Source organism: Streptomyces sp. NPDC017529 (assembly GCF_044329785.1).
Lineage (GTDB): Bacteria > Actinomycetota > Actinomycetes > Streptomycetales > Streptomycetaceae > Streptomyces.
In genome coordinates this window covers 36,343-59,448 of record NZ_JBIRJY010000018.1, presented here as the reverse complement: position 1 = coordinate 59,448, position 23,106 = coordinate 36,343, and the positions used below count along the sequence as shown (strand labels likewise).

The window sequence follows — 23,106 nt, the reverse complement described above, 5'->3', positions numbered from 1 at the left end:
GGCTGACGAAGGCCCCGGCGCGGAAGAATAAGGCCATGACCCAGCAGCCGAGCGCCCAGGCCACGGACCGGACCGAGACGTCGTCCCGCACGGCGTCCCCCCAGCCGCCGAACGCGCAGCCTTCGGTGGGCTCCATAGCCGCGCACCGGCCGCACGCGGTCGCCGTGCCGGTGCCCGAGCTGGAACCCGACCTCGACGCCGACCTGGACGACTACGAGGACGACGGCGCGGCGGGCGAAGACGGCAGGGAGCTGCCGCCCAACCGCTTCCTGGACCGCGAACGCAGCTGGCTGGCGTTCAACGAACGGGTCCTGGAGCTGGCCGAGGACCCGGCCACCCCGCTACTCGAACGGGCCAACTTCCTGGCGATCTTCGCGAGCAACCTCGACGAGTTCTTCATGGTCAGGGTGGCGGGCCTGAAGCGGCGCATCGCGACCGGCGTCGCCACCCGCTCCGCCTCCGGCCTCCAGCCCCGCGAGGTGCTGGACCTCATCTGGACCCGCTCGCGCGAACTCATGGCCCGGCACGCCGCCTGTTACCAGCAGGACGTCGCCCCCGAGCTGGCCGACCAGGGCATCCACCTCATCCGCTGGCCCGACCTGACCGAGAAGGAGCAGGCCCGCCTCTTCACCCTGTTCCGTCAGCAGATCTTCCCGGTCCTCACCCCGCTCGCCGTCGACCCCGCCCACCCGTTCCCGTACATCTCCGGCCTCTCCCTGAACCTGGCCGTCGTCGTACGCAACCCGGTCAGCGGCCACGACCACTTCGCGCGGGTCAAGGTGCCGCCGCTGCTGTCCCGCTTCCTGGAGGCCGCGCCGCAGCGGTACGTGCCCATCGAGGACGTGATCGCCGCGCACCTGGAGGAGCTGTTCCCCGGAATGGAGGTGCGGGCGCACCACATGTTCCGGGTGACCCGCAACGAGGACCTGGAAGTCGAGGAGGACGACGCGGAGAACCTGCTCCAGGCGCTGGAGAAGGAACTGATGCGGCGCCGCTTCGGGCCGCCGGTCCGCCTGGAGGTCGAGGAGTCCATCGACCCGGCCGTACTGGACCTGCTCGTCCAGGAGCTGAAGGTCTCCGACTCCGAGGTCTACCCGCTGCCGGGCCCGCTGGACCTGACCGGACTCTTCGGAATCGGCGCCCTGGACCGCCCCGAGCTGAAATACCCCAAGTTCGTCGCGGGCACCCACCGCGACCTCGCCGAGGTCGAATCGGCCTCGGCGCCCGACATCTTCGCCGCGCTGCGCACCCGCGACGTACTGCTCCACCACCCGTACGACTCGTTCTCCACCTCCGTACAGGCGTTCCTGGAGCAGGCCGCCGCCGACCCCGACGTACTGGCCATCAAGCAAACCCTCTACCGGACCTCGGGCGACTCGCCGATCGTCGACGCGCTCATAGACGCGGCCGAGTCCGGTAAGCAGGTGCTCGTCCTCGTCGAGATCAAGGCGCGCTTCGACGAACAGGCCAACATCAAATGGGCACGCAAGTTGGAGGAAGCGGGCTGCCATGTCGTGTACGGGCTGGTGGGGCTCAAGACGCACTGCAAACTGTCGCTCGTCGTCCGCCAGGAAGGCGAGATGCTGCGCCGCTACTCACATGTGGGGACGGGGAACTACCACCCCAAGACGGCCCGGCTGTACGAGGACCTTGGGCTGCTGACCGCCGACCCGCAGGTCGGCGCGGACCTCTCCGACCTCTTCAACCGGCTCAGCGGCTACTCCCGGCGGGAGACCTACCGGCGCCTGCTGGTCGCCCCGAAGTCCCTGCGTGACGGCCTCGTCCAGCGCATCACCAAGGAGATCGCGCACCACCGCGCCGGACGGCCCGCCTACGTACGCGTCAAGGTCAACTCGATGGTCGACGAGGCCGTCGTGGACGCGTTGTACCGCGCGTCACAGGCCGGTGTACCGGTCGACGTGTGGGTACGCGGCATCTGTGCCCTGCGGCCAGGCGTCGAAGGGCTCAGCGAGAACATCAGGGTCCGCAGCGTCCTCGGCCGGTTCCTCGAACACTCCCGGGTCTTCGCCTTCGGCAACGGCGGCGAGCCCGAAGTGTGGCTCGGCAGCGCCGACATGATGCACCGCAACCTGGACCGGCGGATCGAGGCGCTGGTACGGGTCACCGACCCGGCCCACCGCGCCGCGCTCAACCGCCTGCTGGAGACCGGCACGTCGGACACCACCTCGTCCTGGCACCTGGGCCCGGACGGCAACTGGACCCGGCACGCGGCCGACGCGGACGGCGCGCCGCTGCGCAACGTACAGGAAATGCTCATAGACGCCCGGAGGCGCCGGCGTGGCCCAGCGACATGACTTCCCCCCACCGCGTTACGAGCCCGCAGGTCCCGGTGGCGCGCCTGCCGCACTGGCCGAGGGGCCGGCACGCCCCGGCCCGTCGGCCTGGCCCGGCGGCCAGGGACGGCCGGGCGTGCCCAGCGGCTCCCCGCTTACCGGACACACCGCGGGCGAGGTACTGGCCGCCTACCTGCACCACCAGTCCACCGAGTTCCTGCGCAGCCTGCGCGCGCACCGAGACAGCGGCCCCGACGCGGAGGGCGCCCGCGAAGCGGCCCGCCACCTGCGCTCCGCCTCCCGCCGGATCGGCGGCGCGCTGCACACCTTCCGCCCCCTCGCGGACGAGAAGTGGGCCGACCACCTGCGCGGCGAACTCGCCTGGCTCTCGGGCACACTGGCCCGCGAACACGCCGGCACGGCCCGGCTGGACCGGCTGATGGGAGCGCTTCAGCGGCTCACGGGGCGGGGCGAGCGCGAGCCCGGCGCCGGCCAGGCAAGGAACTCCACCCGCACCGCCAATTCCGCTCCCACCGCCCATTCGGCCCCCACCGCCAATTCTGTTTCCTCCGGTCCGGACCAGGCGGACCTCGGCGAGGCCGCCGCCACCCTCTCCGCCGGGGCCGCGCGGGCCGGCGCCCTTCTGGAGCGGCAGATCACCCTCGCCCGTACGCGCGCCCACTCCGCCGCCCTCCAGGCCCTCGGCTCCTCCCGCTTCCACGCCGTCGCCGACGCCGTAGCCGTACTCGCCTCCGAGGCGCCGCTCACCGCCGCAGCGGACCAGCCCGCGACGGAGGTGCTGCCACCGCTGGCCGAGCAGGCCCACCGGCGGCTCGCGGAGGCCGTCGCGGCACTGCCGCTCGCCCGCGCCGCACATCCGTACAACGCCGACGCGCTGGCCTCCGACTCCCGCCAGGACGCGCCCTGGCACCAGGTACGGCTGCTCGCCCGGCTGAGCCGGTACGCCCAGGAGGTGACCGACCCGGACGACGCCGACCCGCGCCTGGACGAGGCCTGCCGCGCCCTGGAACGGCACCGCGACGCCGCCGAGGCCGCCGCCGCGACCGCCGCCGCGGCCCGTACGCCACGGATCGCCCCGGCCACCGCGTACGCACTCGGCGTACTCCACGCCGACCAGCGGCACGAAGTCGAAGCCGCCCGCTTCGTGTTCGGCCGGATATGGCTCCACGGCCAGCCGCCCGAGCAGGGCCCGGCGGTGCGGAAGGGGCACTGACATGGCGGAGACACAAAAGGAAATCCGAGCGGACGGGTGGGTGACCCGCGCGGCCGGGTGCGTACTCTGGCGGCGCGCCGCCTCTGGTGATGACGTCGAACTCGCTCTGGTCCATCGACCGAAGTGGGCAGACTGGTCCTTCCCCAAAGGGAAGCTCAAGCGCGGCGAGGATTGGCTCGCCGGAGCAGTTCGCGAGGTGGCAGAAGAGACCGGCATGAGTTGCCGCCCCGGCCCGGAGATGCCAACCGTTCATTACCTCGTGAACGGGCGCCCCAAGGAGGTTCGCTACTGGGCTGCCGAAGCCACCGGCGGAACCTTCGCGCCGAACAACGAGGTGGACCGTCTGTTGTGGCTGCCACCTGCGCAGGCCCGAAGAGTTTTGACACAGGGCAGGGACAGGGAAATGGTCGATGCCCTGTTGAAGGCGCTGTACGCGGCCGAGCGGGAGTGCCACGGCGGCGAAGATCATTGATCCGTCGTGAAACTGGGCGGTCACCCCTACGTGCTCAGGCTGACCGCCTTCCGGACCACGCGTCCTCGTTCTAGTTACCCATTCTCGCGGTCTCCTTCGTTTTCCTTGTGCCTCAGAGGCTGCTTGCAGAAGACGCAGATCCCCGTCTCGTCCACCCAGAGGACGAGGCACCGGCAGTGCACGCATTTCGCCACTTCTTCGATCACGTAAGGGTCGTGGACGGTGAGACTCACCCGCTCCCGGGCCCTGGCAAGTTCCATGGCCTCGAACGACCTTGCGTTTTCCTCTGCGCTCAGCATTCGCCCGTCCTCCTGGTGACCCTTTTCCGGCGATCCCAGGATTTCGGACGCGCGATGCGCTCACAATGCGTGATAGGTGCCACCCGGTAACTGGCACATGAGGAGGGCCGTGCGAAGGCGTAACGCGCAATGCGGGCAAGCCAGTAGTGCAGCGCAGGTGTTCGGGGAACTGCTGACGCACCAGCGGGAAGCGGCGGGGCTCAGACAGGCGGACCTGGCCCGGCAGTTGCACTGTGACCGCACACTGGTGACCCGCGTCGAGTCGGGAAGCCGGGTGCCGGACGAGCCGTTCGTCACGACATGCGACCAGATTCTGTCGACCGGCGGCGCGCTGCTGCGGCTGTGGCGACGGATCGATTGGTACCCGGAAGTCGAACACCCGGACTGGTTCCAACGCCGGGCCGACATGGACGCGGAGGCGGTGGCGCTGCGGGAGTACCAGGCCCAGGTGATTCCCGGACTGCTCCAGACCGAAGGCTATGCGCGAGCGCTGTTCTCACAAGTTGACTCCGGGGAGGCTCTTGAGGGGCGCGTAGCCGCTCGACTGAGCCGACAGCAGCGGTTCATGAACCCACAGGGGCCGCTGTTGATCGCCGTGCTGGACGAAAGCTCCCTACGGACGGCTGTAGGGGCACCTCACGTCATGGGTGAGCAATGCGCGCATCTGCTGGCCATGAGCGAACGCCCCAATATCGTCATCCAAGTTGCGATGTTCGACTCCGGGACCCCTATCGTCCGGCCCAATACTCCGGTCACCTTGATCACGATGCCGGACGGACACGAGTGGGTGTACTCGGAGAGCCTGGATCGAGGCCATTTCAACGACGCTCCGGCTGCCGTCGCCAAGCACTCCCGGTCCTATGATGTGTTGAGGGCGGACGCCCTGTCAGCCCCGGATTCGGCCGCTCTGATCAGCAGAATCATGGAAGGGTACCGCCAGCATGAACATCACCGATCTCGGCGCGGCGACGTGGCTCAAGAGCAGCTACAGCGGAAACAACGGCGGCAACTGCATCGAGATAGCCCTCGATTTCCCCGGCGTCGTGCCCGTGCGTGACAGCAAGGTCCCCGACGGGCCGTGCCTGGTGGTCCCGGTGGCGGCTTGGTCCGCCTTCGTCGGACTCGCCAAGACCATGGCGGCCTGACCGGCCGCCACTCTCCGTCAACGCCCCCTCCAGCCGGCTGGAGGGGGCGTCGTGCGTGGTTGTGGTCGCGGGGCGGGTAGGGCGCCCCACTGGCAGACAACCTGAGTCGGGGCTTGTCAACTTCTCTGCGTGGGGCTATAACGGAGGGCGTAGGGCATCGCATCCACTGCCTTCGGAAGGAGATGACCCGTGATGCTCATGCGCACCGATCCGTTCCGCGAGATGGACCGCCTCACCCAGCAGGTGTTCGGGACGACGGCCCGCCCGGCGGCGCTGCCCATGGACGCCTACCGGTCCGGCGACGAGTTCGTGATCCACTTCGATCTGCCGGGAGTCGACCCGCAGGCCATCGACCTGGACATCGAGCGCAACGTGCTCACCGTCCGCGCCGAGCGCGGTGCCACGGCCCCGGAGGGCGCCGAGCTGATCGCGAGCGAGCGCACCGCCGGCAAGTTCAGCCGGCAGTTGTTCCTCGGTGAGTCGCTCGACAGTGAGCGGGTGGACGCCTCGTACGAGAACGGTGTCCTGACGCTGCGCATCCCGGTTGCCGAGCAGGCCAAGCCGCGCAAGATCGAGATCACCGGCGGCAGTTCGCGCGCGCAGATATCCCGGTGAGGGGCGGCCGGGGCGCGGCGGTACCAGCCGCTTCGGACCCGCCGCGCTCCGGCATCGCCACCGTGTACCCGGCCCGCGCCACTCCGCCCCGGCACCGCCGACCTCCGCCCCGGCCTGGCCAGGGCCCGGCTCAGCGCCGCCGCAGGCTCGCGTCGGCGACGGCCGGCGGCGTGTAGTAGCTGTCGGCCTTGTTCAGGTCCGTGCCCGGCGGCACGATCGCGTCGATCCGGTCCAGTACGTGTGCGTCGAGGGTGACTTCGGCGCCGTCCAGCAGGCTGTCGAGCTGGTCGAGGGTGCGCGGGCCGATGATCACGGACGTGACGGCGGGGTGTGACCGTGCGAAGGCGGTCGCCAGGTTCGGCAGGGTCAGGCCCGCCTCGGACGCCACCTTCGCCAGCTCGGTGACCGCCTCCGCCTTGCGCGCGTTCTCCGGGACCGACAGGTCGAACTTGGCGTTCTCCAGGGCGGCCCGCCCGCTGGCCGACAGGTCGCGTCCGGACAGCCAGCCCGCACTGAGCGGGCCCCAGGTCAGTACGCCCATCCCGTAGCGCTGCGCCGTCGGCAGGACCGCCGCTTCGATGCCGCGCGCCAGCATCGAGTACGGCGGCTGCTCGCTGCGGAAGCGCACGTGACCGCGGCGCTCGGCCACCCACTGCGCTTCGACGATCTGCTCGGCGGGGAAGGTGGAACTGCCCACCGCCCGTACCTTTCCTGACCGCACGAGATCGGAGAGGGCGGACAGCGTTTCGTCGATGTCGGTCGCGGGGTCGGGGCGGTGTGCCTGGTAGAGGTCGATGTAGTCGGTGCCGAGCCGCCGCAGGCTGTCTTCCACCGCCCGCACGATCCAGCGCCGCGAGCTGCCGCCGTGGTTGGCGTCCGGCCCCATCGGGTTGAAGAACTTCGTGGCCAGGACGACGTCTTCGCGCCGCCCCTTGAGCGCCTTGCCGACGATCTCCTCGCTCTCGCCGCCCGCGTACACGTCCGCCGTGTCGATGAAGTTGATGCCGGCGTCCAGCGCGCGGTGGACGATCCGCACGCTCTCGTCGTGGTCCTTGTTTCCCCAGGCGCCGAACATCATCGCGCCGAGTGCGTACTCGCTGACCGAGATGCCGGTGCCGCCAAGAATTCTGCGCTGCATGAGTTTTGAGCCTTCTCTTTCCGTCGGTGCCGCCGCCGGGCCCCCGTACAGGAGTGCACGGGGAGTGCGTAGGGAGTACGTACGCGGTGTGTGCGAATCCGTACGGAACCGGTACGAGCCGTTGGCGGCGTGATGCCCCCAGCCTGCTGTCCGCCCTCGCCGCACACCAGGCCCGCCGCGACCTGGGTCTGGCGGAACCACCCTGTCGGACGCGGGCCTCCGCCCGGCCGCCCCGCCGCATACTGGTGCGATGGTGGTGCACCCGGAACCCGAGATCAGAGCGTTCCTCAAGGCGCGCCGTGCCGCGCTGGACCCGGCCGAACTCGGTCTGCCGGAGGGCCTGACCCGGCGGCGCGTGCGTGGCCTGCGGCGCGAGGAGGTCGCGCGGCTGGCGGGCATCAGCGTCGACTACTACACGCGCATCGAACAGGGCCGCGCCCACGCCATCTCGGAACCGGTGCTCAGCGCCATCGAACGCGCCCTGCGGCTGACCTCCGCCGAAGCCCGCTACCTGCGCAACGTCGCCGGGCCGCGACGCCAGTCGCACCCGCGGCCGGTCCAGCGCGTACGGCCCGAGATCCGGCACCTGCTGGACGCCATGGACGCAACCGTCCCCGCCTTCATTCAGGGCCGCGGCCTGGACGTCCTCGCCTGGAACCGCCTCGCCGCCCGTATCGGCTTCGACTACGACGCGATCGAGCCCGAGCGGCGCAACGCCGCCCTCCTGGTCTTCCTCCACCCGTCCGCCCGCGCCCTCCACCCGGACTGGGAGCTGATCGCGGAGAGCATGGTCGGCAACCTGCGGGCCGAGGCGGGGCGCAGCCCGGAGGACCCGCGGCTGCGCTGCGTCATCGGCGAACTGCTCGACAGCAGCGCGGACTTCCGGAGGCTGTGGGAGGCACAGTCCGTGCAGGAACGTTGCAGCGGCACCAAGCGCGTGCTCCATCCGCAAGTCGGCGAACTCGTGCTCTGTTACGAGAGTTTCCGGCTTCCCCAGGAGGCGGGCCAGACGCTGTGTACGTACACGGCGCCACGCGACTCACCGACCTCCCGCAAGCTGCGCGAACTCGCAGGCGAGGGCGGGGGCGAGGGCGAGGGGGGAGGGGAGGGAGAAGGGGAGCGGGATCGGACACCGGTCGCGGGACGGGCGTGAGCCTGTCGTGCCAGGCAGCTCCTGTGGCCCCGCCCCGGCGGGGCCACAGGCATGCCGCCGCCGGGGGCTCCTGACAAGCGCAGGTCAGCGGTTCGGCGGCTTGACCCAACCCTTCTTGACCAGCTGGTCACAGTGCCACTTCCTGTAAGACGGGCTCTCCCCCTTCTTCTTCGTGGCGGCGAGACAGTCGGCGTACGGGAACGGGGGTCCCTGGACGGGGGCGGCGGAAGCGGCTGGGGCGGTCACCGCCGACGCGCCGAGTCCACCGGCAGCCACGGCCAAAGCCAGGACAGTACTCATTCGTCGCACAAGTTCCTCCTCTTCTCGGACGGACCGAAGCGGAACGCTTCGGAGCGCACCGCCTTGTTGCCGCAGCTCAACTGCCGAACTACTCCGAATTGCCGGACTACTCCGAACTGCCGAACTGCTCAACAAGATCAGCAATCGCTCAACGAGCGAGGCCGTCTGAGGGGAACTGCCGGCCCGCGTCCGTCCGCCATACGGCCGGAGGATTCCTGAACCGACACACAAATGGGGCGGGGCGGGGGCGGGCACTCACACCGGCGCGACCGCGTCCCACCGGACGGTGACCTCGCCCTGCCGCCACCGCCGGGGCCCGTCGGCGAGCGGCCACGCCGTACTCAGGGCGAGCACGCTGCGCATCCACCGCTGCCGCGCGCCCAGCGACGCGTACGGTGCCGCCGCGGCCCACGCCCGGTCGAAATCGCGCAGGAACGCGTGCACGGGCTGCCCCGGCACATTGCGGTGGATCAACGCCTTCGGCAGCCGTTCCGCCAGGTCGGACGGGGTTTCCAGCTGGCCGAGCCGGGCCGCGAAGGTGACCGTACGGGGCCCCTCGGGGCCCAGCGCCACCCACACGTGCCGCCGCCCGATCTCGTCGCAGGTGCCCTCCACCAGCAGCCCGTCCGGCGCCAGCCGCGCGCACAGCCGCGCCCACACGGCGGCCACCTCGTCCTCGTCGTACTGGCGCAGCACGTTCGCCGCGCGGATCAGCACGGGCGCGGCCCGCCCCGGCAGCGGCACCTCGAAGCCGCCGTGCACGAAGACCAGCCCAGGGCACTCGTACGGGGCCGCGGCGGCGACCCGCGCCGGATCGATCTCGATGCCGACCACGCTGACGTCGGCCCGGACCGTACGCAGCCGGGCCAGCAGCTCCACGGCGGTCCAGGGCGCGGCCCCGTAACCGAGGTCCACGGCGACGGGGGCGGGGCCGCGCCGCAGCGCGGCGGCATGCGTGGCGGCGATCCAGCGGTCCATGCGGCGCAGCCGGTTGGGGTTGGTGGTCCCGCGGGTCGCGTTCCCGAGGGGGCGGGAAGGCGGGGAGGAGGGGGCGGGGGTGCTGCGGGCCATGCCTTGACCCTATGCGCCCACGAGCCCCGGCAGACCCGCCCGCCTCCCCGCCCCCGGCCGTACCGCTCACCCTTCCCACGCCTCCCAGCCCCCTCACACTCCACCCCACCTCCTCACACCCCTCTCCACCTCCCCACACCCCTCCCGCCCTCCCGCCCCCGTCCAAGGTCACGCTTTGGCAAAGTGAGGAGAGAGCGGGCCCGGAGGGAAATGGATGCCGCCATTCCGTTGTTACGGGCTTTCGGAGGCGCCGCACGCCCCGGCCAAGGCCGTACCGGCTAGGAGGTAGCCCGCAGTGAGCCAATACGTGTCCAGGCGCCGCAGCCGTTCCTACGGTCCGTTTCCGGGGCGGTCCGGGCTGCGCCTGCCCGGCGGCACCCGCCGCCCCCGCAGGGTCGCGATGCTGAGCGTGCACACCTCCCCGCTGCACCAGCCGGGCACCGGCGACGCCGGCGGCATGAACGTCTACATCGTCGAGCTGGCCAAGAAGCTCGCCTCCCTCAACATCGAGGTGGAGATCTTCACCCGCGCCACCACCGGTACCCTGCCGCCCGCCGTCGAACTGGCGCCCGGCGTCCTCGTACGGCACGTGGACGCGGGCCCGTACGAGGGCCTGGCCAAGGAGGAGCTGCCCGCTCAGCTCTGCGCCTTCACGCACGGCGTCATGCAGGCATGGGCGGGCCACCGCCCCGGCTACTACGACCTGGTGCACTCCCACTACTGGCTCTCCGGGCACGTCGGCTGGCTCGCCGCCGAGCGCTGGGGCGTACCGCTCGTCCACGCCATGCACACCATGGCCAAGGTCAAGAACGCCGCCCTGGCCGCCGGCGACACCCCCGAACCCGCCGCGCGCGTCATCGGCGAGACCCAGATCGTGCGCGCCGCCGACCGGCTGATCGCGAACACCGCGGAGGAGGCGGGGGAGCTGGTACGCCACTACGAGGCCGGGCCGGACAAGGTCGCCGTGGTGCACCCGGGCGTCAACCTGGACCGCTTCCGGCCCGTGGCCCCCGGCACTCCCGCTTCCGGCCCCGCCTCCGACGAGGACCCCTCCGCCTCGCGCGCCGCGGCCCGAGCCCGCCTGGACCTGCCCCAGGACGCCCTGATCCCGCTCTTCGCCGGCCGCATACAGCCGCTCAAGGCCCCCGACATCCTGCTCCGCGCCGTCGCCGTCCTCCTGGACGAGGACCCGGCACTCCGGTCGCGCCTGGTCGTACCCGTCGTCGGCGGCCCCAGCGGCAGCGGCCTGGCCAAGCCCGAGGGCCTCCAGAAGCTGGCAGCGCGGCTGGGCATCACCGACGTCGTACGCTTCCGCCCGCCGGTCGGCCAGGAGCAGCTCGCCGACTGGTACCGCGCCGCGTCCGTACTGGTCATGCCGTCCTACAGCGAATCGTTCGGCCTGGTCGCCATCGAGGCCCAGGCGAGCGGGACCCCGGTCGTCGCCGCCTCCGTCGGCGGTCTTCCGGTGGCCGTACGCGACGGCGTCAGCGGCTTCCTGATCGACGGCCACGACCCGGCCGACTACGCCCGCGCCCTCGGCCGCTTCGCCCGGGACACGTCGCTGGCCGGCCGCATGGGCGGGGCCGCCGCCCGGCACGCCAGGTCCTTCGGCTGGGACACCGCGGCGGCCGCGACCGCCGAGGTGTACACCGCCGCGATGCAGGAACGGCGCCGTCACCTACGATCACCCCATGGCTGAGGACACAGCGCGACAGGTGATCGAGACGGCTCTCGGCGACGCGGGCCTGACGTGGGAATCGCCCGCCGACGGCACGTACGTCGTCACCCTGCCCGGCACCCGCAAGCTCTCCACGACCTGCTCCCTGGTCGTCGGCAAGCACTCCCTCTCCATCAACGCCTTCGTCGTCCGCCACCCGGACGAGAACCACGAGGCCGTGCACCGCTGGCTGCTGGAGCGCAACACCCGCCTCTACGGGGTGAGTTACGCCATCGACAAACTCGGCGACATCTACCTCGTCGGCAAGCTGCCGCTCGCGGCCGTCACCCCCGACGAACTCGACCGCATCCTGGGCACGGTCCTGGAGAACGCCGACGGCAGCTTCAACACCCTCCTGGAAATGGGCTTCGCCTCCGCCATCCGCAAGGAGTACGAGTGGCGGGTCTCCCGGGGAGAGTCCACCCGCAACCTGGAAGCATTCAGCCACCTGACCCGGCGCCCATCGGCATAGCGTCGGCGTAGCGGACTTCCCTCCCCGGCAACCATCCCTCACCCCACAAACCGCACCTCGGGAAAGCGGGCGGACGGCCCGTCCAGCAACCCGCTGTCCCGCCCCCGCAGCCACCGGTCGAAGAAGGCCGCCACATACGCCCGCTGAGCGGCGACCGAACGGTCCGGCGCGACCGTACCCACCAGCTTCTCGACAGTCGCGCGCGGCAGTCCCGCTTTCCGGGCCAGCTGCGGCACCAGCGACTGTGCGTCCGTGAAGCTCGCGTGCCCGGAACCGGTCAGGGTGAGATCCCGGTGCCACCCCGAACTGTTCTCCCACACCGCCTTCCAGGACGCGACCGTGTGGTGGTTGTCGCCCTCCTTGCCCATCAGGAGCAGCGGCCGGTCCAGCCCGTCCGTACCGACGGTGGACGGATGGGCCGGGTCGTCGTCGCGCTGCGTATAGCCCATCACGCCGTCCAGATTCGCCGCGGCCCTGATCCGGCGGTCGTCATGCATGGCCTGCGCTGCCGTGAACCCGCCCCCCGAGTGACCGAACATTCCCACCGCCCGCAGGTCCAGCACCCCTCGAAGCGACTGCGGCAGCACCGCGCCCCGCGCCAGCTCATCCAGAACGAACCGAGTATCGGCCACCCGCACCGCCGTCAACTTCTTCAACAGTGCAGTGACCTGCTCGGGATTCTTCGCCTTCCCCGCCTCCTCCCACATCCGGCTGTACGCGACCCGCCCGCCCGGGAATTGCACCGCCGGCGCCTCGTACGTGTGATCGATGCTGACGACGACGTACCCACGGGAGGCCAGCTCGTCACAGAGCGTGCTGCCGAGCGAGCGCGGGTCCGCGGCGCCGGGGGAGTAGAGGACCACAGGGAAGCCCCGCCCACCATGCCGCGCCACGGGCGCACGCAGACGCGCGTGAGTACGGGTGGCCCCCCAGTCAGCCATCCCCTTGGGAACGGCCTCCGAGAAATTACTCCGCTCCTCGAACCCGGCCGCCTCCCCCGGCAACATCTGAGGCGCCCGCGGATACCCGTCAGCCCCCCGCGCCGGGTACCGAACACTCACCATCAATTCCCGCTGCGCCCGCTCCGCCACCCAGGGATCGCGACGCTTGCCATCCACCAAGCGCAAGCCCGCCAAGCCGACTTGGTATTTCCCGGTCGGCGCGGGCAACACCATCCGAACCGCCCCCGCCCCACCCCTCTCCCCTTCCTCCGTTTCCCCCACTCTTCCCATCGCTGGTGCCGCGAGGACCACCCCAGCCACGGCCGCCAGCCCCGCCCCCAACCAAGCCCGCCGCGAGTACGCCATTCCATCTCTCCCCGTCCGATCGCCCCCGGTGGCTCCGGTGGCTGCGATGTCACCACCAGCCTCCCCACCCCACCCGCGCCGCGCGATCGTGCCAGCACCCCTATCGCCGGACCGGCCTCCACGAAGATCACGGATGCCGCGGCGAGGCCATGGCCGAAAGTGGATTACGCTCGAAGGCATGGCCGACGCACCGTACAAGCTGATCCTCCTTCGCCACGGCGAGAGCGAGTGGAACGCGAAGAACCTGTTCACCGGCTGGGTGGACGTCAACCTCAACGAGAAGGGCGAGAAGGAGGCGGTCCGCGGCGGTGAGCTGCTCAAGGACGCCGGCCTGCTCCCCGACGTACTGCACACCTCCGTCCAGAAGCGCGCCATCCGCACCGCGCAGCTCGCCCTGGAGGCCGCCGACCGCCACTGGATCCCGGTACACCGCAGCTGGCGCCTGAACGAGCGCCACTACGGTGCGCTCCAGGGCAAGGACAAGGCGCAGACGCTCGCCGAGTTCGGCGAGGAGCAGTTCATGCTCTGGCGCCGCTCGTACGACACCCCGCCGCCCGCCCTCGCGGACGACGCCGAGTTCTCCCAGATCGACGACCCGCGCTACGCGGTCATCCCCAGCGAGCTGCGCCCGCGCACCGAGTGCCTCAAGGACGTCGTCGTCCGCATGCTGCCGTACTGGTACGACAGCATCGTCCCCGACCTGGCCGCCGGCCGCACCGTCCTGGTCGCCGCCCACGGCAACTCGCTCCGCGCCCTGGTCAAGCACCTCGACGGCATCTCCGACGCCGACATCGCCGGCCTGAACATCCCCACCGGCATCCCCCTCACCTACGAACTCGACGCCGACTTCCACCCGGTCAACCCGGGCGGCACCTACCTCGACCCCGAAGCCGCCAAGGCCGCCATCGAGGCAGTAAAGAACCAGGGCAAGAAGAAGTAAGCCCGTAGCGGTAAGCCCCCTACCTGCGACTTTGCCGCGGGGAGGGGGCTTGGCACTGCCCTGGGCCCGCCTCTGGGCGATCAGGTACGGAATGTCCTTGGCTGGCCGCATCAATGACGACCGCCACAGCCTTACCGGGCGCGCTCCTGACTGAATAGCAGCAGGTGGGCGTATATCCGGAGCGTCAGCCCTGGGGCTGATTGGCCCAGGTACTCGGTGAATGCCTTGATGTTCTCCCCGGCGTCCGAGAGCACCGAAGCATAGAAGTGCTGCAGGCGCGTGCGTTTTGACCTCCCGGAAGCGGCATATGGCCGGGACACCGGGGCGACCCCGGCCGCAGCAAGCGCGGGCTGCCATACCTCCCCAGTGCGGACCTGTCACGAAAGCGTGATCTAGACCGGGAATACTCACGACTTGCCGAGCACCCATAGGGAGCGCAGTGCCAGTCGATTTGGAGGTCACGCGTGTCGGTGCGCTGGAGGCCCCGCTGGTAATGCGTCTCCACGCTGGCCACACTCGCGACAGCGGGGCATCGGCAAGCGATAGGCGAGTACTTGCCCTGGTGAGGACGCCGAACTGGAGCGTCAGCGAGCCGAGCTCGGGAGTGCTTCAGCACATGGCCAGCGGTCTGGAGCCCGGCAGTTACCCCCGCCCTTCGTAGGCGCCCCGTAAGCCGTCACCCTGTTGCCACAGACGGCGGAGGTACGAGCATGTACCCGAAGATCGAGTATCAGGGCCATGTAGCGGAGCACCGTAGGACTCGGAAGGGTCAACGCTATAGCCCCCTGGGGCGTGAATCACAGCAGCTCGTGTGCATCACAGGCAGATCCGTAGCCTGCCCGAGTTGGCAACCGTGTACGCGGTCCTGATCACGATCGGTCTCAGGCCGAGCAGACCGCCAGCCCCACCCTGCTCCGCCGACCTACACGTCTAGGGCACGGGGGCAGGCGGGACAACGCCTCTCTAAGATCCATGAATCGGCAGCGGTCAGACGGATGTGTCTGCCAAGCTGAGCCCCAGGCATGGGCGTACTAAACGTGTCCCTAGCGAGGTGTGAAGCAGCATGGCCACTTACAGCGAACCCGAGTGGGACGACGCTGACGGTGAAGAGGATGACGCAACAGAGGCAGTGACCTCAGAAGAGGTTACGCGTGCCGTCGTCACGGATACCGACTGGACAGCGGAAACAATCCTGAGCCAATTGCGGCGAGGGAACATTCAGCTAAATCCGCGATTTCAGCGGCGAGATGCGTGGAATAAACCTAGGAAGAGTCGCTTTATTGAATCGTTGATTCTAGGGCTTCCGATTCCGCAGATCGTACTCGCAGAGGATAAGAATCGGCGCGGAAAGTTCATAGTGCTGGATGGTAAGCAACGCCTTCTCGCGTTGCGTCAGTTCGCCGCAGGATCTTCCTTTGCCGCGTCAGAGGAAGAGGAGTCTTTCAAGGGTTTCTCTCTCACAGGGATGGAGGTCCGCGAAGATCTCCGACTTGCGACCCTCAAGAAGATGGAGGACGATGATGAATACGTGGACGATCTGAATTCTCTTTTGAATGAGACGATCCGCACTGTAGTGGTGCGGCGATGGCCGAATGAAGACTTCCTGAATCTTGTATTTTTGCGCCTTAACACTGGAAGCGTCAAGCTGTCGCCGCAGGAGCTGAGGCAGGCGCTGCATCCGGGAAAGTTTACCGACTTCCTGGACGATTGCGCCTCGGAGAGTGAATGGCTGCGCTACGCATTGCGGATTGACAAGCCTGACTTTCGAATGCGAGACGTCGAGATACTTCTTCGTTACTTCGGCTTCAGATATATGCTCGACGAGTACACTGGGAATCTGAAAAAATTCCTGGATGATACCGTCAACGTCCTCAACGCGCAGTGGCCGAAGGAGGAGGCCCGCATCAGGGGAGTTGGTGAGGACTGCAATCGTGCCATCGAGGCGACATTCGACGTGTTTGGCGATAACGCTTTTTATCGTTGGGCGCACGGGAAATACGAGGGGCGGTTCAATCGTGCGGTCTTCGATGTCATGACTTACTACTTCTCCGAAGATTCCGTCCGGGCGAAGATCGGGTCTCATGCCGAGGCCATTGAAAGTGCATTTCGGGGTCTGTGTGATAATGACCAGCGATTCGTTGAGTCCATCCAAACCACCACAAAAACCCCCTTGGCTACCTATCGCCGCCTCTCCCTTTGGGGGGAAGCTCTCGGCGAGGCTATCGGGATAAAGGTGCGCATTCCTGAATTGCGCGAGAATCGCCTGGTGCCCTAGGAGTCGAGATGCCGTCATCCCGCTTCGAGGAGCTTGAAAAGAGAATATTCGAACTGCGCAATTGTTTTCTGCCGGTCGATTTTGACCCCACAGGGTTGTACGAGGATTTCGTCTATGAGCACACGCGAGCCTTTCGGGTGCTAGCGCACGCAGAGTTTGAATCGTTCATAGAAGATCGCGTGCTTGAAGTGATCGACGAGGCGGTAGCGAAATGGAGGGCGAGCGGTGAAGTCTCGGTGAGTTTGCTGGCCGCAGTGGCGTACAGGGAATCCGCGCCGGCGATCCCCGGATCACTCAGTGAGGCTACCTCGAAGAGGCGGAAGTACCCTACCCTTTCTGCGCGAGTGGAAGAAGCGAGAAGCGACTTGCATCGTTTCGTGCGCAATCAAAACCACGGTATCAAAGAGAAGAATCTACTGCGCATGTTGCTGCCAATCGGCTTACTTGAAGAGGAGCTTGACACTGCATGGATAAGCGACATAGACGCCTGGGCTACCGCCCGCGGGGATGCCGCCCATAAGGGCGCTAAAATGCAGGTCCGTCCTGACCCTCAAAAGGAAATGAAGGCTGTTGGGCGGATTCTGAGTGGTTTTCGTGACCTCGATGGGCAGATGGAAGGCAAATAGTCAAGCATGTGCGGGGATGCGGGAGGGGGGATTTGCCGAGACGCAGCTGACAATAGGTACTGACGGGATTGAACTTGCCCTTCACGCTCCTCCCTACCCAGGAGGGGTGCGGCCTTTCGCGTATTCCTAATCATCGGTTATTTGCTAATAGTTCTCGTGGCAAGAGGGGTGAGAGGGTATCGATGAGGGATCACTAGCTGGCTAGCCAGCGGTCAAGCCATCCTTGTGAGCAAAGCTGGACAGTGCTGAATCGGGGAGGTCGTCTGCCGACTCGGCAATGAGCATTCGGTCCGCGTGCATTCCTCACAAGAAAGCCGGCAAGAAACAAGGGGCAGAAAAGTAACTCTGGGGCCCCGCCGGCAGCATGCCGGGCGGGGCCCGTGTGAGCCGCGGACGCGGCCCCGTTCCTCGTCCGGTGGGTCAGCCGCAGCCGCCTCCGCACTGGCAGGAGCCGCCGGATTGGCAGCCGCATTGGCAGCCGGGGCCGCAGGCGCAGTCGCTCAGGCGGGGGGGCTGGTCGGCCGGGGTGGGGACAGTGGAACGCGTCATGTTCTGCCTCCTCGGGGAGAGGGCCGTCCGAATGGTGTTCGCGTCGTTCGCTGTCCATTGGATGCCTGCCGGGCGAGGCGCATCAACGGCGCGTGGAGGCACGGCACGCCGCCGTACGGGGGAGTGCGTGCCGTGCCGTGCGGCGGCGGGCGCCCTTACGCGCCCTCCACCGGTGTGGGCGGAGCGATCTCGTCCGCGTGCTCGCCGGTGACCAGGTAGACGACGCGCTTGGCGACGGACACCGCGTGGTCGGCGAACCGCTCGTAGTAGCGGCCCAGCAGCGTCACGTCCACGGCCGTCTCGATGCCGTGCTTCCAGCGGTCGTCCATGAGGTGCTGGAAGAGGGCGCGGTGGAGGAGGTCCATGGCGTCGTCGTCCTGCTCCAGCTGGAGCGCCAGGTCGACGTCCTTGGTGATGATGACCTCGGCGGCCTTGGCCATCAGGCGCTGTGCCAGCTGGCCCATCTCCAGGATCGTGGCGTGCAGGTCCCGCGGCACGGCCGTCTCCGGGAAGCGCAGCCGGGCCAGCTTGGCCACGTGCTGGGCCAGGTCGCCGGAGCGTTCCAGGTCGGCGCTCATACGTAGGGAGGTGACGACGATCCGCAGGTCGGTGGCGACCGGCTGCTGGCGGGCGAGGAGGGCTATCGCGCGTGCCTCCAGGTCCCGCTGAAGGTCGTCGACCTTCTCGTCGGCGGCGATGACGGCCTCGGCGAGTTTCAGGTCCGCGTCGAGTATCGCCGTCGTGGCGCGCCCGATCGCGGAGCCGACGAGCCGGGCCATCTCGACGAGGCCCTCGCCGATCGAATCCAGCTCCTCGTGGTACGCGTCCCGCATCAGTGACCTTCTCTCGCTTCGAGGTGGTGTCGAGGTGGTGTTGTCGAGGTGGTGCTGTCGTGGGGGCCGGAAAACCCCACGCTCCCACGATCCGGCCGGAACGCGACCGGTTCTGCCATCCGGAGTGAACCGGCACCGACACCAAGGTGAACTCTGGGCGACGTATGTTCGAGCAGGCCCTCGAACGGCTGGGGAACTGTCATACCCGGCGCATAACCTGGAGTCATGAACGTGGACGCGGCCGTCGCCGCAGTGGCAGCGATCGCCGGATTGTGCACCGGCGTCTTCGCCATGCTGGCGTTCCGCTGGAGCGAGAGGGAACAGGCCAAGCCCACGCGTACGTCCCTGCACACCGACGCGGTGCTGCCGCCCGGTGTGGACACGGTCCTGTCCGTGCTGCGCTCCTCGGCCGTCGTCCTGGACGAGGCGGACGCGGTGGTCAAGGCCAGCTCGGCCGCGTACGCCCTCGGGCTCGTACGCGGTGGGAAGCTGGCCGTCGAGCCGATGCTGCAAATGGCCCGCGACACCCGCCGCGACGGCGAGATACGCCAGGTCGAGCTGGACCTGCCGCGCCGGGGCACGGGCCGGGGCGGCGACGCCCTGGCGGTCTCGGCGCGGGTCGCGCCCCTCGGCTCGCGGCTGGTCCTGCTGCTGGTCGAGGACCTGACCGAGGCCCGGCGCATAGAGGCGGTACGGCGCGACTTCGTCGCCAACGTCAGCCATGAGCTGAAGACCCCGGTCGGCGCGCTGTCCTTGCTGTCCGAGGCCGTCATGGACGCCAGTGACGACCCCGAGGCCGTCGAGCGCTTCGCGGGGCGCATGCAGAACGAGGCCACCCGCCTGACCAACCTCGTCCAGGAGCTGATCGACCTCTCCCGGGTGCAGAACGACGACCCGCTGGAGGACGCCGAGCCGGTCCGGGTCGACGAGCTGGTCGCCGAGGCGATCGACCGCTGCCGCCAGCAGGCGGGCACGAAACAGATCACCATGGCCGCCGGCGGCACCGCCGACCTGCACGTATGGGGAAACCGCGGCCAGCTCGCCGCCGCGCTCGGCAATCTCGTGGAGAACGCCGTCAACTACTCACCGGCCCGCACCCGGGTCGGTATCGCGGGCCGCCGGGTCCAGGCGCACGGCGGCGACCTGATCGAGATCGCGGTGACCGACCAGGGCATCGGGATATCGGAGAAGGACCGGGACCGCGTCTTCGAGCGGTTCTACCGCGTGGACCCGGCGCGCTCGCGCGCCACCGGTGGCACCGGCCTCGGCCTCGCCATCGTCAAGCACGTGGCCGCCTCGCACGGCGGGGAGGTCACGGTATGGAGCGCTGAGGGACAGGGCTCCACCTTCACCCTGCGTCTTCCGGAGGCCGGCGCCGTGCGCGACCGCGCGCGTACCGCCTCCGACCCGTCAGCGGAGGGCCTCGACGACGAGGACCGCCCCTATGAGACCTTCAACGATCCGCTCCCTGCTCACCCTGCCCCGGAGGTCCTTCCGTGACCCGAGTGCTCGTCGTCGAGGACGAGGAATCGTTCAGTGACGCCCTGTCGTACATGCTCCGCAAGGAGGGCTTCGAGGTCGCCATCGCGGCCACCGGCCCCGACGGCCTGGACGAGTTCGAGCGCAACGGCGCCGACCTGGTCCTGCTGGACCTGATGCTGCCGGGCCTGCCCGGCACCGAGGTCTGCCGTCAGCTGCGCGGCCGCTCCAACGTCCCGGTCATCATGGTGACCGCCAAGGACAGCGAGATCGACAAGGTGGTCGGCCTGGAAATAGGAGCCGACGACTACGTCACCAAGCCCTTCTCCTCCCGCGAGCTGGTCGCCCGGATCCGCGCGGTGCTGCGCCGCCGGGGGGAGCCCGAGGAGGTCACGCCGCAGGCGCTGGAGGCGGGCCCGGTGCGGATGGACGTCGACCGCCACGTCGTCACGGTCTCCGGCGGCAAGGTCGACCTGCCGCTGAAGGAGTTCGACCTGCTGGAGATGCTGCTGCGCAACGCGGGCCGGGTGCTGACCCGTATGCAGCTGATCGACCGCGTGTGGGGCGCCGACTACGTGGGCGACACCAAGACGCTGGACGTCCACGTCAAGCGGCTCCGGGCCAAGATCGAGCCGGACCCGGGCGCGCCGCGCTACCTGGTCACGGTCCGCGGCCTGGGGTACAAGTTCGAGCCGTAAGTCGTACGCCGTACGCCGTCGAGGGCGTGGGCCGACCGGTCGCGAGGGCGCAGGACCTCGGCCGCCGAGGCGCACGTCGGTTGATCGCGCGAGCGTGTGTGTGAGCGCAGACGAGCGCCGTGCGGCCGGAGGAGTGCTCTCCGGCCGCACGGCGCTCGCTGTGCTGCTGGCTTCCGCCGCGCGGCCTGCGTCAGCGGCCGGTTTCGCCGGAGGGCGTGGCGTTGCCGGACGGCGTGGCATTGCCGGAGGGCGTGGCGCTGCCCGACGGGCTGCCCTGGCCGCCCGGAGCGCCCGGGGTGCCGCTGGGGGACGCCGAGCCGGACGGGGCGCCGGCCGAGGCGGAGGGCGACGGCACCTCGCTCGGACCGTAGTCCTTGAAGTAGCTCTTGGCCGGGACGACGAACGCCCGCAGCTGGACCTTGCCGGCCTCGCTGAAGTCGAACGTCAGGGGCTGCGCGTTGCCGTCCTGTACGGCCTCACGGCCGCTGTCCAGCACGGCGGAGGCGTTGCCCTTGCCGCCGATCACGAGCGAGCCGCCGGCCGGGACCACGATCGGCCCCGAGCCCTTGGCGGGCGTCAGCTTCGCGTCCGTGTTCGAGCCGTTGACCTTGATGGACTGCAGCGTCTGGTCCTTGCTGCCGTTGTTGAACACCGTCGCGGTCACCACGGCCGGGCCCTTGGCCTTCAGGTCGGGCTGGGTGACGACGGAGGCGTTCTGGATCTTGAGGTCGCCGACGCTGGTAGCGGCGTTGTCGGGCTTGACCTGGAGCGTCTGGGCGTCGTTCCCGGCTCCGCACGCGGAGAGCGTGGCGATCGAGAGCGTGAGAACGGTGGCGGCGAGGACGCCGCGTCGAAGGCTGCGGCTCACGGCGGCGGCATCTCCTTGGACGAACTACGGCGGCCGAACTTCGAGCCCGGTCGCGGATGGGCGGCTGGGCGGCCCTCGCGCGGCCGCCGTGTCGACGTCCGCGTAAAGCCGCCCTAAGGGTGTGTCAGCGCCGCTAGGTTACCGAGCCGCCCCCGGGCCGCCGCACCCGACCCGCCCCCAGGACGATCACACCCTCGTCACATCTGCCTCGGCGGCCTCCCCGCGCGCCACGGCCGCCCGCCGCCGTACGTCCGTTTGCCGCACGCCGTGCCCGCTGCCCGGGAGGTGCGCGGCCGTCACCGCGGGATGCGCGGCAGATCCACGGGAGGTCCACGGGAGGTCCACGAGAGATCCGCGAGAGATCCATGGTCGTACCCGGAAGATCACGATGATCACGGTGCGCGGCCCGAGGAATCCCGAATATCCGACGGGCGGCCGTTCGGGTGAAGCCCGGTCTGTTTCCCCGGAGGCAAATCGGCATTCGCAGGGAAAGTGCCGGCTTCCCGGAATTGATCACGTACGGCAGGCGACGGGCAGTGATCAATTAACGAAACGACGGACACCTGTCCTCCGGGAACCGAACGGAGTAGCGGAAGTGCGACATCCAGATTCCGGCAAAACGGGACGTACGGTCGCTCCGTCGGGCCCTTCCTGGGGTGTGACGTACGTGTTTCGCCCCGCGCGAGAAGCGCCTCCGACCTGCGAATTCCTGCGTCCGGAGGCCCCTCGAAGCACGTTCCGGCCGTTGTTGTCAAGCCCCGAGATATGCCCTGACCTGCGAAAACGCCATTCAGAACAGCCCGTTCCCGTGTTAGCATGGATAGCCACGGAAGGGGTACCTGTCACATGACGTTCAAGGTTGGCGACACCGTGGTCTATCCCCATCACGGGGCCGCGCTGATCGAGGCCATCGAAACTCGCCAGATCAAAGGCGTGGACAAGACCTACTTGGTGCTGAAGGTCGCCCAGGGCGACTTGACTGTTCGTGTGCCAGCGGACAATGCGGAGTTCGTCGGCGTACGCGATGTGGTCGGCCAGGACGGGCTGGACCGGGTCTTCGAGGTGCTCCGCGCACCGTACGCCGAAGAGCCGACGAACTGGTCCCGTCGCTACAAGGCAAACCTGGAGAAGCTCGCATCGGGCGACGTCATCAAGGTCGCCGAGGTGGTACGCGACCTGTGGCGTCGTGAGCGTGAGCGCGGGCTGTCCGCCGGTGAGAAACGGATGCTCGCCAAGGCCCGCCAGATCCTGGTGAGCGAACTCGCCCTCGCGGAGAACACCAACGAGGACAAGGCCGAGGCCCTGCTCGACGAGGTTCTCGCGTCCTGACGACGCAGTGCATGCCGCGGTGCCCGAGTGGCGGCCGGCTCCGGCCAGGAGCGGTCAGTTGCCGGGCGCTGCGGCATATCTGGCGGCGTGCCCGCACGCGCATGCCGTGCCGCAGGGCCCTACGAACGCGACGCAGGGTCCTGGGAACGCATGGCACTACGACGGCCGGTCCTGCGCAGCACAGCCCTACGCGGAATGGCCCTACGTAGGCATGCGGAAGCCGTGCGGCTCTACCGAACTTTGTGATCTTTCCCCGTGGTGACCGCCCCCGTGCTCGTCCCCGACCAGATCA

Annotated in this window: 20 protein-coding genes; 15 read left to right on the top strand and 5 right to left on the bottom strand. The window is 68.9% G+C overall.

The genetic code is table 11. From position 1 onward, the window contains the following. Positions 1 to 35 precede the first annotated feature (35 nt). The 6 genes from ACH4K4_RS31345 (at position 36) to ACH4K4_RS31320 (ending at position 6,059) form a co-directional block, all read left to right on the top strand. A complete protein-coding gene (locus ACH4K4_RS31345) occupies positions 36 to 2,315 on the top strand; it encodes an RNA degradosome polyphosphate kinase (RefSeq protein WP_398171878.1) in 2,280 nt (759 codons plus the stop codon). Continuing rightward, positions 2,299 to 3,528, top strand: a complete 1,230-nt coding sequence (locus ACH4K4_RS31340; protein ID WP_398171877.1) for a CHAD domain-containing protein — start codon at positions 2,299 to 2,301, stop codon at positions 3,526 to 3,528. The genes ACH4K4_RS31345 and ACH4K4_RS31340 overlap by 17 nt, the downstream gene beginning before the upstream one ends. Before the next feature lies 1 nt (position 3,529). Then, complete coding sequence (locus ACH4K4_RS31335; protein ID WP_398171876.1) at positions 3,530 to 4,000, top strand: NUDIX hydrolase; 471 nt, start codon at positions 3,530 to 3,532, stop codon at positions 3,998 to 4,000. A gap of 456 nt (positions 4,001 to 4,456) precedes the next feature. Next, positions 4,457 to 5,356, top strand: coding sequence for a helix-turn-helix domain-containing protein (locus tag ACH4K4_RS31330; protein ID WP_398171875.1), 900 nt, complete (start codon positions 4,457 to 4,459; stop codon positions 5,354 to 5,356). Continuing rightward, positions 5,313 to 5,444 carry a DUF397 domain-containing protein gene (locus ACH4K4_RS31325; protein WP_398172018.1) on the top strand — a complete coding sequence of 44 codons (132 nt, stop codon included), beginning with the start codon at positions 5,313 to 5,315 and terminating at the stop codon, positions 5,442 to 5,444. The genes ACH4K4_RS31330 and ACH4K4_RS31325 overlap by 44 nt, the downstream gene beginning before the upstream one ends. A 192-nt stretch (positions 5,445 to 5,636) precedes the next feature. Next, positions 5,637 to 6,059 (top strand): Hsp20/alpha crystallin family protein, encoded by a 423-nt coding sequence (locus tag ACH4K4_RS31320; protein ID WP_398171874.1) that lies wholly within the window; start codon positions 5,637 to 5,639, stop codon positions 6,057 to 6,059. A gap of 130 nt (positions 6,060 to 6,189) precedes the next feature. Here ACH4K4_RS31320 and ACH4K4_RS31315 read toward each other — a convergent pair whose 3' ends face one another. Then, positions 6,190 to 7,197, bottom strand: a complete 1,008-nt coding sequence (locus ACH4K4_RS31315; protein WP_398171873.1) for an aldo/keto reductase — start codon at positions 7,195 to 7,197, stop codon at positions 6,190 to 6,192. 250 nt (positions 7,198 to 7,447) lie between these two features. Between ACH4K4_RS31315 and ACH4K4_RS31310 the strand changes: the two genes are divergently transcribed. Next, positions 7,448 to 8,350, top strand: a complete 903-nt coding sequence (locus ACH4K4_RS31310; RefSeq protein WP_398171872.1) for a helix-turn-helix transcriptional regulator — start codon at positions 7,448 to 7,450, stop codon at positions 8,348 to 8,350. Positions 8,351 to 8,905: 555 nt separating this feature from the next. On the opposite strand, the gene ACH4K4_RS31305 is transcribed toward ACH4K4_RS31310, so the two are convergent. After that, complete coding sequence (locus ACH4K4_RS31305; protein ID WP_398171871.1) at positions 8,906 to 9,721, bottom strand: class I SAM-dependent methyltransferase; 816 nt, start codon at positions 9,719 to 9,721, stop codon at positions 8,906 to 8,908. 295 nt (positions 9,722 to 10,016) lie between these two features. Here ACH4K4_RS31305 and mshA point away from each other — a divergent pair, with 295 nt between their 5' ends. After that, a complete protein-coding gene (mshA, locus tag ACH4K4_RS31300; protein ID WP_398171870.1) occupies positions 10,017 to 11,420 on the top strand; it encodes a D-inositol-3-phosphate glycosyltransferase in 1,404 nt (467 codons plus the stop codon). Continuing rightward, the gene (locus ACH4K4_RS31295; protein ID WP_398171869.1) at positions 11,413 to 11,910 is read left to right on the top strand and encodes a YbjN domain-containing protein; all 498 of its coding nucleotides are present in this window, start codon (positions 11,413 to 11,415) and stop codon (positions 11,908 to 11,910) included. Before mshA ends, ACH4K4_RS31295 begins: the two co-directional genes overlap by 8 nt. 38 nt (positions 11,911 to 11,948) lie before the next feature. Here the strand turns inward: ACH4K4_RS31295 and ACH4K4_RS31290 are convergent, their stop codons facing one another. Next, positions 11,949 to 13,085 carry an alpha/beta hydrolase family protein gene (locus ACH4K4_RS31290; RefSeq protein ID WP_398171868.1) on the bottom strand — a complete coding sequence of 379 codons (1,137 nt, stop codon included), beginning with the start codon at positions 13,083 to 13,085 and terminating at the stop codon, positions 11,949 to 11,951. 310 nt (positions 13,086 to 13,395) lie between these two features. Here ACH4K4_RS31290 and ACH4K4_RS31285 point away from each other — a divergent pair, with 310 nt between their 5' ends. From ACH4K4_RS31285 to ACH4K4_RS31275, 3 genes are all read left to right on the top strand, one after another. Continuing rightward, complete coding sequence (locus ACH4K4_RS31285; protein ID WP_398171867.1) at positions 13,396 to 14,157, top strand: phosphoglyceromutase; 762 nt, start codon at positions 13,396 to 13,398, stop codon at positions 14,155 to 14,157. Positions 14,158 to 15,220: 1,063 nt separating this feature from the next. Further along, positions 15,221 to 16,432, top strand: coding sequence for a DUF262 domain-containing protein (locus ACH4K4_RS31280; RefSeq protein WP_398171866.1), 1,212 nt, complete (start codon positions 15,221 to 15,223; stop codon positions 16,430 to 16,432). Between the two features lie 8 nt (positions 16,433 to 16,440). Beyond that, complete coding sequence (locus ACH4K4_RS31275) at positions 16,441 to 17,058, top strand: HEPN domain-containing protein (RefSeq protein ID WP_398171865.1); 618 nt, start codon at positions 16,441 to 16,443, stop codon at positions 17,056 to 17,058. Between the two features lie 704 nt (positions 17,059 to 17,762). On the opposite strand, the gene phoU is transcribed toward ACH4K4_RS31275, so the two are convergent. Next, positions 17,763 to 18,440: a phosphate signaling complex protein PhoU gene (gene phoU / locus ACH4K4_RS31270; protein WP_360125679.1), complete on the bottom strand. Its 678-nt coding sequence runs from the start codon at positions 18,438 to 18,440 to the stop codon at positions 17,763 to 17,765. Positions 18,441 to 18,665: 225 nt separating this feature from the next. Between phoU and ACH4K4_RS31265 the strand changes: the two genes are divergently transcribed. Then, entirely contained in the window at positions 18,666 to 19,940 is a 1,275-nt protein-coding gene (locus tag ACH4K4_RS31265; RefSeq protein WP_398171864.1) for a sensor histidine kinase, read from the top strand. After that, positions 19,937 to 20,617, top strand: coding sequence for a response regulator transcription factor (locus ACH4K4_RS31260; RefSeq protein ID WP_006603892.1), 681 nt, complete (start codon positions 19,937 to 19,939; stop codon positions 20,615 to 20,617). Before ACH4K4_RS31265 ends, ACH4K4_RS31260 begins: the two co-directional genes overlap by 4 nt. 190 nt (positions 20,618 to 20,807) lie before the next feature. On the opposite strand, the gene ACH4K4_RS31255 is transcribed toward ACH4K4_RS31260, so the two are convergent. Beyond that, positions 20,808 to 21,485 (bottom strand): DUF461 domain-containing protein, encoded by a 678-nt coding sequence (locus ACH4K4_RS31255; RefSeq protein WP_398171863.1) that lies wholly within the window; start codon positions 21,483 to 21,485, stop codon positions 20,808 to 20,810. A gap of 846 nt (positions 21,486 to 22,331) precedes the next feature. Here ACH4K4_RS31255 and ACH4K4_RS31250 point away from each other — a divergent pair. After that, positions 22,332 to 22,814 (top strand): CarD family transcriptional regulator, encoded by a 483-nt coding sequence (locus tag ACH4K4_RS31250; RefSeq protein WP_003953493.1) that lies wholly within the window; start codon positions 22,332 to 22,334, stop codon positions 22,812 to 22,814. Positions 22,815 to 23,106: the final 292 nt, after the last annotated feature.

Excerpts from the sequence above, each read along its gene's own strand:
- ACH4K4_RS31345 (WP_398171878.1), top strand. The coding sequence starts at position 36 with ATGACCCAGCAGCCGAGCGCCCAGGCCACGGACCGGACCGAGACGTCG.
- ACH4K4_RS31335 (WP_398171876.1), top strand. The coding sequence starts at position 3,530 with ATGGCGGAGACACAAAAGGAAATCCGAGCGGACGGGTGGGTGACCCGC.
- ACH4K4_RS31320 (WP_398171874.1), top strand. The coding sequence starts at position 5,637 with ATGCTCATGCGCACCGATCCGTTCCGCGAGATGGACCGCCTCACCCAG.
- ACH4K4_RS31315 (WP_398171873.1), bottom strand. The coding sequence starts at position 7,197 with ATGCAGCGCAGAATTCTTGGCGGCACCGGCATCTCGGTCAGCGAGTAC.
- ACH4K4_RS31310 (WP_398171872.1), top strand. The coding sequence starts at position 7,448 with ATGGTGGTGCACCCGGAACCCGAGATCAGAGCGTTCCTCAAGGCGCGC.
- ACH4K4_RS31305 (WP_398171871.1), bottom strand. The coding sequence starts at position 9,721 with ATGGCCCGCAGCACCCCCGCCCCCTCCTCCCCGCCTTCCCGCCCCCTC.
- ACH4K4_RS31295 (WP_398171869.1), top strand. The coding sequence starts at position 11,413 with ATGGCTGAGGACACAGCGCGACAGGTGATCGAGACGGCTCTCGGCGAC.
- ACH4K4_RS31290 (WP_398171868.1), bottom strand. The coding sequence starts at position 13,085 with ATGGTGTTGCCCGCGCCGACCGGGAAATACCAAGTCGGCTTGGCGGGC.
- ACH4K4_RS31285 (WP_398171867.1), top strand. The coding sequence starts at position 13,396 with ATGGCCGACGCACCGTACAAGCTGATCCTCCTTCGCCACGGCGAGAGC.
- ACH4K4_RS31280 (WP_398171866.1), top strand. The coding sequence starts at position 15,221 with ATGGCCACTTACAGCGAACCCGAGTGGGACGACGCTGACGGTGAAGAG.
- ACH4K4_RS31275 (WP_398171865.1), top strand. The coding sequence starts at position 16,441 with ATGCCGTCATCCCGCTTCGAGGAGCTTGAAAAGAGAATATTCGAACTG.
- phoU (WP_360125679.1), bottom strand. The coding sequence starts at position 18,440 with ATGCGGGACGCGTACCACGAGGAGCTGGATTCGATCGGCGAGGGCCTC.
- ACH4K4_RS31265 (WP_398171864.1), top strand. The coding sequence starts at position 18,666 with ATGAACGTGGACGCGGCCGTCGCCGCAGTGGCAGCGATCGCCGGATTG.
- ACH4K4_RS31250 (WP_003953493.1), top strand. The coding sequence starts at position 22,332 with ATGACGTTCAAGGTTGGCGACACCGTGGTCTATCCCCATCACGGGGCC.